Origin of the sequence: Sulfuricurvum sp., from assembly GCF_049305995.1 — a bacterium.
Taxonomy (GTDB): domain Bacteria; phylum Campylobacterota; class Campylobacteria; order Campylobacterales; family Sulfurimonadaceae; genus Sulfuricurvum.
Window position 1 is genome coordinate 1 of record NZ_JBAQPS010000010.1, and the last position, 11,874, is coordinate 11,874.

16 protein-coding genes are annotated in these 11,874 nt (G+C 43.1%); 5 read left to right on the forward strand and 11 right to left on the reverse strand.

From position 1 onward, the window contains the following. Positions 1-138 precede the first annotated feature (138 nt). Complete coding sequence (locus WA010_RS00325; RefSeq protein WP_422555186.1) at positions 139-339, reverse strand: hypothetical protein; 201 nt, start codon at positions 337-339, stop codon at positions 139-141. 172 nt (positions 340-511) lie between these two features. On the opposite strand from WA010_RS00325, the gene WA010_RS00330 reads away from it, so the two are divergent. Continuing rightward, positions 512-1,732: a DEAD/DEAH box helicase gene (locus tag WA010_RS00330; RefSeq protein WP_422555187.1), complete on the forward strand. Its 1,221-nt coding sequence runs from the start codon at positions 512-514 to the stop codon at positions 1,730-1,732. A gap of 61 nt (positions 1,733-1,793) precedes the next feature. Here WA010_RS00330 and WA010_RS00335 read toward each other — a convergent pair whose 3' ends face one another. After that, positions 1,794-3,047: an arsenic transporter gene (locus tag WA010_RS00335; protein WP_422555188.1), complete on the reverse strand. Its 1,254-nt coding sequence runs from the start codon at positions 3,045-3,047 to the stop codon at positions 1,794-1,796. Positions 3,048-3,147: 100 nt separating this feature from the next. Between WA010_RS00335 and WA010_RS00340 the strand changes: the two genes are divergently transcribed. Genes WA010_RS00340 through WA010_RS00355 form a run of 4 tightly spaced genes read left to right on the forward strand, consistent with a single transcriptional unit; the run spans position 3,148 to position 5,070 of the window. Then, complete coding sequence (locus WA010_RS00340; protein ID WP_422555189.1) at positions 3,148-3,471, forward strand: ArsR/SmtB family transcription factor; 324 nt, start codon at positions 3,148-3,150, stop codon at positions 3,469-3,471. After that, positions 3,468-3,872 carry an arsenate reductase ArsC gene (locus tag WA010_RS00345; protein WP_422555190.1) on the forward strand — a complete coding sequence of 135 codons (405 nt, stop codon included), beginning with the start codon at positions 3,468-3,470 and terminating at the stop codon, positions 3,870-3,872. Before WA010_RS00340 ends, WA010_RS00345 begins: the two co-directional genes overlap by 4 nt. A gap of 2 nt (positions 3,873-3,874) precedes the next feature. Beyond that, positions 3,875-4,825, forward strand: a complete 951-nt coding sequence (locus WA010_RS00350; protein WP_422555191.1) for a permease — start codon at positions 3,875-3,877, stop codon at positions 4,823-4,825. Positions 4,826-4,833: 8 nt separating this feature from the next. Further along, positions 4,834-5,070: a thioredoxin family protein gene (locus tag WA010_RS00355; protein WP_422555192.1), complete on the forward strand. Its 237-nt coding sequence runs from the start codon at positions 4,834-4,836 to the stop codon at positions 5,068-5,070. A 293-nt stretch (positions 5,071-5,363) separates the two neighbouring features. Here WA010_RS00355 and moaA read toward each other — a convergent pair whose 3' ends face one another. The 9 genes from moaA to napH all read right to left on the reverse strand — a co-directional run bounded on the left by moaA (position 5,364) and on the right by napH (position 11,781). Further along, complete coding sequence (gene moaA / locus WA010_RS00360; protein ID WP_422555193.1) at positions 5,364-6,329, reverse strand: GTP 3',8-cyclase MoaA; 966 nt, start codon at positions 6,327-6,329, stop codon at positions 5,364-5,366. Positions 6,330-6,391: 62 nt separating this feature from the next. Continuing rightward, on the reverse strand, positions 6,392-7,402 hold the full coding sequence (locus tag WA010_RS00365; protein ID WP_422555194.1) for a type IV pili methyl-accepting chemotaxis transducer N-terminal domain-containing protein: 1,011 nt from the start codon (positions 7,400-7,402) through the stop codon (positions 6,392-6,394). Between the two features lie 12 nt (positions 7,403-7,414). Further along, entirely contained in the window at positions 7,415-8,068 is a 654-nt protein-coding gene (locus WA010_RS00370) for a Crp/Fnr family transcriptional regulator (RefSeq protein WP_422555195.1), read from the reverse strand. 4 nt (positions 8,069-8,072) lie between these two features. After that, entirely contained in the window at positions 8,073-8,594 is a 522-nt protein-coding gene (locus WA010_RS00375) for a PAS domain-containing protein (protein ID WP_422555196.1), read from the reverse strand. Further along, the gene (locus WA010_RS00380; RefSeq protein ID WP_422555197.1) at positions 8,594-8,941 is read right to left on the reverse strand and encodes a chaperone NapD; all 348 of its coding nucleotides are present in this window, start codon (positions 8,939-8,941) and stop codon (positions 8,594-8,596) included. The genes WA010_RS00375 and WA010_RS00380 overlap by 1 nt, the downstream gene beginning before the upstream one ends. Continuing rightward, a complete protein-coding gene (locus WA010_RS00385; RefSeq protein ID WP_422555198.1) occupies positions 8,938-9,873 on the reverse strand; it encodes a WD40 repeat domain-containing protein in 936 nt (311 codons plus the stop codon). The genes WA010_RS00380 and WA010_RS00385 overlap by 4 nt, the downstream gene beginning before the upstream one ends. Then, complete coding sequence (locus WA010_RS00390; protein WP_422555199.1) at positions 9,870-10,373, reverse strand: 4Fe-4S binding protein; 504 nt, start codon at positions 10,371-10,373, stop codon at positions 9,870-9,872. Before WA010_RS00390 ends, WA010_RS00385 begins: the two co-directional genes overlap by 4 nt. A 1-nt stretch (position 10,374) precedes the next feature. Beyond that, positions 10,375-10,959: a nitrate reductase cytochrome c-type subunit gene (locus WA010_RS00395; RefSeq protein WP_422555200.1), complete on the reverse strand. Its 585-nt coding sequence runs from the start codon at positions 10,957-10,959 to the stop codon at positions 10,375-10,377. 3 nt (positions 10,960-10,962) lie between these two features. Continuing rightward, positions 10,963-11,781, reverse strand: coding sequence for a quinol dehydrogenase ferredoxin subunit NapH (gene napH / locus WA010_RS00400; protein WP_422555201.1), 819 nt, complete (start codon positions 11,779-11,781; stop codon positions 10,963-10,965). Positions 11,782-11,874: the final 93 nt, after the last annotated feature.

Consider the following 11,874-nt stretch of genomic DNA (forward strand, 5'->3'; position numbering starts at 1 on the left):
AAATATTTAACACCTATTATCGGCACACGCTCCAAGGTTTCTGAAGTGATTAATAAAAAGCGACAGCTCTCCATCACTATGATTCGTAATCTTCATGCGCGCTTGCACGTCCCCTATGAATCCTTGATTGGGGCGTGATCAAAATAGATCAAGTTCGCGCATGATGAAGTATCGTAATGCTGTCATGGATATTGGTTTTTCCAGTTTCGCATTGATAATTTTAAGAACACTGCTTTGACTCACGCCAATACCAAGCAGTCGAATAATCTCTTCTTTGTAGGGATCAAGTATGCGGGTTTTATTTTTAGCTCCCTTTGGACGCCCGAGAATTTTTCCCATAGATTGCTAAAAGCAATGCCGAAAGTGCTTCATTCTGGTTGGTGGAGAGTTCTGGCTGATTGGTAAAAATGAGTTTAATACCCATTTGTAGGTTTATACCCAATATGTAGGGATTAACACGATTGATTACTATTTTTAACTATACTTCTTTTACACTTTACAAGGATTCCCCATGTCATTTTCACCTTTTCACCTATCATCGCCCATCCTTAGAGCCGTGAGTGAGAGCGGCTATACACAGCCGACACCGATCCAAGAAAAGGTGATTCCTCTGGTGTTGGAACGTCGTGATATTCTAGCTCAAGCACAAACTGGGAGCGGAAAAAGTGCGAGTTTCGTCTTGCCGATTTTAGAGCTTTGGTCGTCAACGCGTGGGGAGGGGAAAGGGAAAATCAAATCCCTCATCCTCACCCCGACACGCGAACTCACCCTCCAAGTGGCGCAAACGTTTGAGACGATGGGGAAATATTTGCCTAAAACACCCAAAGTGGTGAGTCTCATCGGGGGAGAGGGGATCGGCGATCAACTCTACGCTATCCAGCAGGGGTGTGATATTCTCGTCGCAACGTCGGGGCGCTTTCTCGATGTATTGAGAAAAAAACAGATGAACCTCTCGCACTTGGAATTTTTCGTCCTCGATGAAGCGGATAAGATGCTCGATCTCGGATTTGCCGAAGAGTTGGAGTTGATCTTAGAATCGATCCCCTCACAGCGTCAAAATCTCCTCTTCTCCGCGACCTATCCGCCGAAGATGGAGATGATCGCCTCCCGTATCTCCCAAAATCCGATCCATATCACGATAGAATCAGAGATGCCGACCGTACAGAGTATCCAACAGCGGGTTATCGAGGTGAATCCTGAAAATAGAGGACCTTTGCTGAGACATCTTCTTGAGAGTGAAAAATGGGAGCAGATACTGGTCTTTATGGCGAACAAAAGAGCCTCCGACAACATCGCCGCAAAGTTTCGCAAATACGGATTTTCGGCAGATTCGTTTAACGGCGACCTCCTCCAAGAGGATCGTACCTATGTGTTGGAGCAGTTTAAAGCGAAAAAAATCCGTATCCTCTTCGCCACCGACATCGCCGCGCGCGGTTTGGACATAGACGGTATCACCTGCGTTATCAATTTCGATCTCCCCCGCTCACCTGCCGATTATATCCACCGTATCGGACGGACGGGTCGTGCGGGCAAATCGGGTCTGGCGATTTCGTTTATTGGTTTCGAGGAGCGGAATCATTTTAGATTGATCGAAAAACGCTCCTCTATCAAACTGCCGCGTGAGCAGATCGAGGGGTTTGAACTCATAGGGACTCCGCCGCCCAAAGTCAAAGGACCCGAACCGGTAAAAGGGAAAGGGAAAAGTAAAAAAGACAAAGCCCGACAGGCATAGAATTCATGTATAAAAACGTTCAAGCTTAATTTATATGAAAAACTGAAAATATCCGTAAAAATTAAATGAGCCCCACCAATGCCACCAGCAATACCGGCGGCGTAATCACCAGCCCTACTTTCATATACTCGCCCCATCCGATTTTAACCCCTTTTTGCGCCAAAACATGAAGCCACAACAAAGTTGCTAGTGATCCGATCGGGGTCATTTTAGGTCCGAGGTTACATCCGATGATGTTGGCATACGCCAATGCACTATTCCCCGCTTCGGCTATCGCAATATCCATGATCATAACGGTTGGCATGTTGTTCATCACTGAGCTGAGGATAGCGGAAAGAAAGCCTGTTCCGATGATCGCATAGACGTTCCCCATACTCTGAAGCTCCATAATCACCCCTGCGAGATAGGTGGTAAGACCGCCGTTTTTGAGGCCGTAAACAACGACATACAGCCCGATGCTGAACCACACCACCTGCCACGGTGCCGCTTTGATCGTCATGATCGGTTTCGTCGCTTTGAAGTAGGTCGCGATGGCTAGGAAAACAAGCGCACCGCCAAGGGCAAATACCGAGATAGGGAGATGATACGCATCGCCGACGAAATACCCTAGCATCAACAATCCCAAAAACCACCAGCTGAGACGGAACATGATCATGTTTTTGATCGCCGACTCAGGGGATGAAAGCCCGGTAATATCGATATGTGTCGGAATATCTTTGCGAAAAAAGAGCCACAATACAACAATAGAAGCAATAATACTGAGAAGGTTTGACAAGAACATTGCCCGTGCGTATTCCCAAAAACCGATTTGGAAATATCCCGCTGTTACGATATTGGTGAGGTTTGAGATAACCAAAGGATTCGATGCACTGTCGCCGATAAATCCCCCCGCCATTAAAAAGGCGAACATTGCAATAGGGTTTAGTTTGAGATATTTCATCTTTGCCAAAATAATCGGGGTGAGGATTAATGCCGCACCGTCGTTGGCAAACAAAGCCGCGACAAGAGCTCCCAAAATCATCATATAGATAAACATCAGATTTCCGTTACCACGGGAGAGACGAACCATCTTAAGTGCCGCCCATTCGAAAAATCCGATCTCATCGAGCACCATCGAAAGGAGGATAATACCGATAAAGGCGAGTGTTGCATCCCAGACGATCGAGGTGACCGTCCATACATCGGCTAAACTCACAACTCCGAGAATCACCGCTGCGATCGCACCGACAACCGCCGTAGTACCGATCTGCAATCCGCGCGGTTGCCAAATGATGAATACTAAGGTTACTAAAAAGAGTGAAACGGCTAAAATCATGCTATTCTCCAAAAACAGATAAAGAAATTGTACCATAATATCAATATATCTTGATATATTATTTTTATTTCGTTACACTTTCACAAATCGGAGGTAACGCATGGATATCTTTTTAGAAACCGTATCGGCACTTAACGATGAAACCCGTGTGAAGCTACTCGCTTTTTTAGATCAACACGGAGCCTTGTGTGTTTGTGATCTTCAAGCAAGTTTTGGGATGATCCAATCACGTCTTTCACGTCATCTAAAAATCCTCAAAGAGGGAGGATTTTTACGGGTGGATCGGTGCGGTACGTGGGCCTATTACTCCATCCGTTCCCCTCTTGATCGCTTCCGTAGTGAAGCATTGGCTGAAATCCGCTGTTTGGGAATCGAACTCCCTCCTTTACAAAAACTATCAGAAACTGGAGACTGTAAATTATGAAAAACGTCCTTATCCTCTGCACCGGCAACAGCTGCCGCTCTATCATGGGAGAAGCTCTCATCAATGCTAAAATGGGTGATTGTGTATTTGCCCAAAGCTCAGGGGTAAAAGCCAGCGGAAAAGTCAACCCGAATGCCCAAGCACTGTTGGAAGAAAAAGGGTATTGGAAAGATGTGTACCACTCCAAAGTGATCGATACCGTTATCGACACTCCGTTTGATCTCGTTGTGACCGTCTGCGATCATGCCCATGAGACCTGTCCAATGTTCCCTAAAGCGGTAAAAACAATCCATGTTGCGTTTGAAGACCCCAGCGGTAAAGAGGTAGAAGAGTATGCAAAAACACTCGCTCTCATCGAAGAAACCCTCTTGCCGATCATCAAATCCGAGTTGTGTGACTGAGTATGTGGCAGGAGAGCGTCAACGTCCTCGTCTATGAATGGCTTCAACTGCCGCAGGGGAAGAAACTCTCTGACGCTCTCAACTTTTTCATCTACGATACGGTCAAAATTCTTTTTTTACTCATTGTTATTATTTTTATCGTAACTCTGCTCCGTTCCTATTTCTCTACCGAAAAGGTGAGGGAATATCTCAGTAAAAAGCATGAATATACAGGGAATGTCTTCGCGGCACTCTTTGGGATTATTACCCCCTTTTGTTCGTGTTCGGCGATTCCCCTCTTTTTGGGCTTTTTGCAAGCACGGATACCGCTTGGGGTGACGTTTAGCTTTCTCATCTCCGCACCGCTGAACAACGAAATCGCCATTGCAATGCTCTTTGGGATATTTGGCTGGAAAGTGACGGCTCTGTATATCGGGTTTGGTCTTCTTGTCGCTATTGTCGGGGGGATCATTATCGGAAGGCTTGGATTAGAGAAAGAAGTTCTCATCGAGGTTAAACCGATAGAGGGGGAAATCCACGCTGAGAATCATGTTATCCCTTTTAAAACACGTCTGATCGATGCAAAAGAATACACGTTGGATATCCTTCGTAAAATTTGGCTTTATGTTTTGATCGGTGTCGGTGTAGGAGCGTTTATCCACGGTTATGTTCCGACCGAGTTTATTACCTCTATAGCGGGAGGAGACAATCCGTTTGCGGTACCTCTCGCGACACTGCTCGGAGTACCTATGTACTCCAACGCGGCGGGGGTAATGAGCCTCATCGAAGTGCTCACCGCTAAAGGGATGCTATTGGGAACGGCGTTATCATTTATGATGGCGATCACCGCCCTCTCACTCCCCGAGGCGATGATTCTCAAGCGGGTAATGAGCCTCAAACTCATCGCTATCTTTTTCGGTACGGTGACACTTGGGATTATGGGCGTCGGGTATCTGTTTAATGCAATTTTATAGGAGTTAATATGAAAATCGAAATTTTAGGAACGGGTTGCACTAAATGCAAAGCACTTGAAGAGGCAACAAAACAGGCAGTAGCACAAAGCGGAATGTTCGCTCAAATCGAAAAAGTGGATGATATTATGAAGATCATGGAATACAATGTTATGAGTACCCCCGGACTCGTCATCGATGGTAAAGTCGTGAGTACCGGCAAACTCCTCAGTGTTGCCGAAATCGTCGATCTAATCAAAGCGTCCTAATGCGGGTCACTACAGAATTCGGAAAAAATAGCACGCTATGAGTGGATCTAACAAACGGTTAATTGCTGATCGGCTAGTATTCTTAATGTTACCAAGATGAATTTGAAAGATTTAACAGGAATTGTGTTAAACAGTACAGTGCTTTGAATCGAAGCGGAATGAAGGAGGTCATTTTTGCTGTACTGTTTGACACAACCCCTAATAGGGGAAGACTTTTTTATGGTATGAGAATTATAAATGTTTGTTAGTATAATGTCTTGGATATAGGTCAAAGATTTGAATCCTCTTTTAAATTATCCTCCGGTACGGTAAAAGGCACGTGAAGAGACCTCAATATTTTCGATTCCCCAAAAATTCTTTTCTGGTTTGTTAATCACCACATCTTCTAAAATTTCGGCCGCTTTTTTACTATTTCCATCCCGTATTGCATCTTTGATGCTCTTAGCTCCTTCAAAATACAAGCATCCGATAAGATCGCCCTCAGCGGTTAGTCGAAGACGATCACATGTCGTGCAAAAATCATGTCGATGAGGCTCGATCGTTCCAAAATGGTAACCATCAAGTGTTTCATACAAATTTGCCGGTCCACTTACCTCTTTATTAATTGGAATAAAAGGATAGGATTTACCCAATATATCAATAACTTCATCACTTCTAAGTCCTTGAAGCGCATTGCTCGCATGGGAGTTTTCCATGTATTCAATATATCGTATTTGTGCACCTATCTCTTTTGCATATATAAATAGAGGGACAATTTCATGATCATTAATCCCGCGTAAAATGACACTGTTTATTTTTACTAATAGCCCTGCATCCACTGCTGCACGAATCCCCTCTTGCACCTGAGTAAATACATCTTTTTGTGCAATATAATGCATTGTCGTACGATCTAATGAATCAAGAGAAATATTAACCCGACGCAAACCGGCTTTTTTTAGTTTATGCGCTAATGATGGGAGTAAATATCCATTTGTCGTCAGTCCAATATCCACCTCTGGTGCATATGTATGGATCATATACACAAGCTCATCGAGATTTTCGCGTGTGGTGGGTTCTCCGCCGGTAAGTCGGATTTTTCGGATACCGTTATCGATACTAATCTTAATAAAGGCAAAAAGTTCTTCATAGCTTAAAAGGTTCTCTTTTGGAACCCAATTGAACGGTTTTTCAGCCATACAGTAGCGGCATCGAAAATTGCACCGTTCCGTAACAGATACTCTTAAATACGTTACTTCTCGATTAAATTTATCCCTTAGCATCTCAGACCTTTCTGATTTGCTAAAGTGTAGCTAATTTAGTAGACACTTATTCTTGACCTAAATCAAGAACGGCTGTCGTTCTGCTCCATTTTGACCACGATTTTATCCAACATCCCTTGGAATTTATCGAGCATCTGTTGTGTATTGGCAATTTTTTCGAGAGAGTTGATCGTGAGGTTTTCACTGATATCGATGTAGTCTTCGATTTCTGCTTTCGATGGATCGCTGAGGGAGGTTTGTGAGAGTTGCTGTTCCATTGTTTTAGCGGCGTCTTCGATTTGTACCAATGTGTTTTGCGATTCGATCAAAGCGCTCTGTGCTTTATGAACCACTTTTTCGACATGCAGTAAAAAGGTTTTCATATCCGATTCTGCCTGCATCAGCTCGCTTTGTGACTCTATAGAGATACTAGGTTCCGTATGAAGATCATCACATCGAATTTGAGAAACCTCTTTGGCATTGCTCAAAAAGCGGTCGAACTCCTCGGCAATCTTTTTACTTAGCAGGATACTGCTGATAACTGCAATGAGAGTTGCAAAGGCACCGATATACTGAATCCACTGAAGTCGCTCAATTTTCTCTTCTGAAGCGACGGTATAAGCATGGACGGTTTGATCGATTTGATCCAAAAGAAGATTGTTTACTTCATAGAGCTCTGCAATCTCTGCCTCACTCGGAATTGTGTTCAATTCTATTTTGACTTTGATCGTTTCAGCTAAGATAAAAAACCGATCACTAAGTAATCCAACTCGTTCTAGCCGCTTAGCGATATCATCAGTCGGAGGGCGGGTAATTTTTCCATCTTGTGTGCCGCTAAGCAATGATCTGAGGTTAAGCATAAACTCGTTTTTTGCTTCATCAAAAGCTAAAAATTCAGTCGACGCACGGTGGAGATTCAAAAAAAGCTCTTTTGCCATTTTTTGAGTTAACATCCGCTCTTTACCGACGATGTGGATGACGTAGCCATCATGCTTGCTTTGCTCGTTCATATAAACGGTAATTGCAATCAAGCTGACAAGCAATAATGAAAGGATAAAACTGATAATTTTTATTCGAGACGTAATTTTTTTCATTCTAAACCTCTCCTAATTATACAGTGATTTAAGTGCATTATGGTCTAAAACACTGACTGAGCCATCAATCGCGATGATCTCTTTACGAACCAATTTCCCCAGTAAACGCGACAGAGTTTCCGGCTGTATATTCAACAATGCCGCGATTTCCTGTTTTTTGAGCCGGTTAAATTTATCCAATTCATGAGATAGCATAAATGCCACTTTTCCCATTGCATCCAAAACCATATTGTTAAAAAAAGTACGCTGATAATTCTCAACACTTACCAAAACACTATGGAAACAGCGCAGGGCAAACTCAGGACTTTGGGTAAATAACAGCGATAATGCCGAAGTTTTTATCCCAATCAATGTTCCTTTGGTTTGCGCTTCGATGGTCCCAAACGTTCTAGTTATGTAGCGATTATTTTCAAAACGGATATCACTCAGCGCCATCGATGATTCATTATAACAGATGGAAATTTCATGTTCATCGTGTGAGAGTTTATAGGAACGCAATATTCCATCCACGACAAAATACCAATACGGTAGATCATCTCCCTCATAAAAAAGGAGTTCTCCCTTCTCAAACGTTTTTGTCGATGATTGTGCTGCAATCAACTCCAAATCACGAGAGGAGAGTCCTTGAAAAAGTGAAAGTTTTTTCGCCGTTTGGTTAAAATCCATTATGTTATTGATCCATCATCTCTTTGAGAATATCACGGATTGAACGATTCTGTTCACTAGAAAGTGTCTCAAGCTTTTTAAACGTTTCACGATCAATCCACTCACTGAGTTTCACTACGTTCTCTTCCATCTCTTTAAGTCTGGCGTAATTCGCTTCGAGTTCATGGCGCTTGGCACTCTCAACCGGTGCGCGAAGCGATTTGTACCCGATCAAATTTTCATTTTTATCCAATAATCCTGAGATTTGAGCGTATACCCAGTAAAATCCACCATCTTTACGAAGGTTTTTGACATAGCCAGACCACATTTTCCCCTCACCCAATGTCTCCCATAGATTGGCAAACAATGATGATGGCATATCGGGATGACGAACGATATTGTGCGGCTGTCCGATCAGTTCATCCATTTCGTATCCGCTAATATCTGCGAAGGTTTCATTGGCATAGGTAATGATTCCATAGAGATTCGTATGCGATACAATCAGTTCATCGCTCGGAACTTCTGTCTCGATACAGAGGGTACTCATTATTTATCCTTTAAGTGTCCATGGTAGACAATGTCTTTGGCATCTACATCATCTGCGTTCAAGCGCTCCATCAGCTGTTCATCAACTCGTTCAAGTTTCCCCTCTTCATCGGAAAATTCACTTTCGCTGTAGGCCATTGCCATTTCAGCCGATAAAATATGGGGAATTTCTTGAATAATGCGGAGCTTTTCACTCTCATGTTCGGTGGTATCACCCTCTAAGATAATGATGATTCGACCCAACTCATCGTGAGCATAGACCTCACATTGATTACTTTCTCGTAATTGTTCCAGCACGAATGCTACATACTCCGGTGCACATTTAACGACAACACTTGATATATTCATGGTAACTCCCAAACTAGAATTTTATTTTCATCGGCACACGATACGAACCGTTTTTCATCGATAAAGATGATACGGTTCAGTGTCGCACTGTGCCCTTTTGCCGTAGCAATTTTTTGACGTTTGTGTGTGTCAAAAACACTGATCAGGTTCTCTTCATCCATCGTGGCCGCCATCACCCCTGCACTCGGCGAGAGGGCTGCTGTGTAGATTAAAAATGAGCCGTTAAAACGGATATAGCTTTTCCCATCGAGGGTATAGAGTATCGCTCGGCGATCTTGACCGGCAGTGAGTACACGATTGTTTTGGATATCTACTTTATAGATATTATCGACATTCCCCCCCTGAATACGACGGGTTATTTTCATCAATCCTGTATCGATCACCGAAACGATTCCCGCTTCTCCTGCAATGAGGGCTGTTTTTTTATCCTTTGAGAGTGCCATATCACTGAGCGGTGACGTTCCGCCGCTGAGCGTTTTTACAACCCGATTGGTTTTAAGATCAAAAAAGACGACTTCATTACTCAACAAAGCTAACATTACTTTCGTATCCGAAATAAATGCAATTTTTTTCACGACTGTTTTTGTAGAATAAACAGTTTTAGTGATTTTACCCTCACGAATAGTATACAACCAACCATCTTCTCCTGCTACTATTAAAGTTTTAGTATCCGAAGAGAGATCAATACTCATAATTTTTTGCTTTATTTTTTCACCCCATGAATCTTCCATAACCGGAAGCGCTGTTGTTGAGATGATTTTTCCTTTTGAGGTGATTCTTAGAGCTTCACCGTTCGCGGTTCCTGCCCAAATATCTCCCCCCCTAACGATGAAATCCAAAACTGCAGAAGAAGTTTTCACACTCACTTTCGGGGAGATCACCCCTGCATAGAGTGTCAGTGAGAAAAATAGTGTAAACAAGAAAAATCTCATACTGTCTCCTTCAGCGGATGGATAGTGATTGTAGAGGCTGGACACACTCCAACACAAAATCCGCATACGGTACATGCGTTAGAATCGATTTCAGGGTTCCATAGTCCTGTAAATTGTATCGCTTTATCGTTACAAACGTCAGCACAACTGCGACAGATAGTTTTATTCCACGCCAAACAGCTCAATATCCCAATCTGCATTTGGGCTTTTAGTGAGGTTATTGGCTCTGCAACAAAACAATCGCTTTCACATGCACTAATGCACTCACCACAAAAGGTACAGCCGCGTCGTGAAAAATACAGATAAGGGATGGTTGCATCTTCACGAACAATAATCCCCTCTTCACAAACATTTTTACAAGCAGAGGTAATACAGCTTAGACAGTTATCACTTTTATCGGCGATAAAACCTGGAAGAAGAGGATGAAAAGGTTTATCTTCCTTCCCCTCTCCCCTAGCCAGTGCAACTAATGAGGTAAAAAATCCGCGACGTGAATCCATTTTAATCTTCCAACAAATCTTTATTTAAATCAAATGATCCGGTTTTATCTTCCATTACTCCATCACGAAGTGTTTTGATCAAATTTGTTTTATATTCGCCACCGATTTTTTTACGGTAAGCCCCTTTGAATTTGTTCATCACGGCTGGATCAAGTTCTGCTTGAGGTGCATGGCACTGTGTACAGTTCCAACGACCTTGATACAGCGCTCCCTTAAGATCAGTCATGTTTCGCAAATTCGTTAAATGCGATTTGGGGATAGACACTGCTCCAACACTTGGAGCGACTTCGGGCATATGACAAGAAGTACATGTATTCTCTTCTTGGGTAATAATCGGTAACTCACTGATGTCATGCGGAATCATCGGTGGTGCATTATCGTACGCACGAGGAATCCGTTTATTTCCTGCACCTGGAGCCGTACCTTTGTAGGTAAAAGGTTTATCAACCAGTCCGGTATCGGCATCAACACTCACTTTTGAAAGTCCTAATGACTCGTCTGAGATATCTTTATTTTGAGCTGCTCCTGAGAGCCATGTAGTTCCCAGCACTAAAGCTGTAACCACGCTGATCACACTTTTCTTCATGTGTTACTCCTTACCTTGTTGTTTAAATAGGCGAATATCAAAATTTAAAGCATCATCATCACACACTTCAACACAGCGAGCACAGTTAGTACACTCACCCATGGCGACGAATTCACTCCGTTTTCCGATCATATGCAAGACCGGTTTTTCAGGACAAATTACAGTACATTTCATACACAACGTACATTTTTCCTGATTATGTTTTACACGGATCACATTAAAGCGACCGATGAAAGCATAAAATCCTCCCAACGGACACAAATGACCGCAAAACCCGTTTTTCATTCCAAATAGATCAAAGAGAAAAACACCTGCTACAACGGCAGCACCGAATCCGATACCAAAAATTAGTCCGCGATTCAGTATCCCGATAGGACTGATAAATTCAAATGCCGCAACTCCAAAAATCGCTGAAAGGGCGATTGAGAGTGCTAATACCCAATAGCGTAGATGGCGGCTCATCGTAACTCGGTGTTCTACCTCATTAATCCGCAACACACGGCGTAAGCCATTTGCTGCATCGGTGATCATGTTGATCGGGCATACCCAACTACAAAAAGCTCTTCCGCCGATAATGGCGTAAAACAACGTTATGATGGTAGCCCCGATTAATACATCCAACCCTAGCAATGCTCCCGCAGCGGACATTTGAATCACTGCAAACGGATCGGCTAAAGGGACTTTCCCCATGACCAATGAACTCCCTAGATTACCTTCAAGAACTTTCCATCCCCATGCGTGTGCCGCAAAGTAAAGCACAATCATGGAAATTTGTGTCAAACGGCGAAGAATTAAAAATCGGTGTTTTTTAAGCCACTCCATTTAAAACTCCTCATCATTTAAATAATCGACCGGCTTTTGAGAACTGGTCGGGGTCACGGTCGTTTCACCGCCACCTTTTTGAGTCTTTAGACG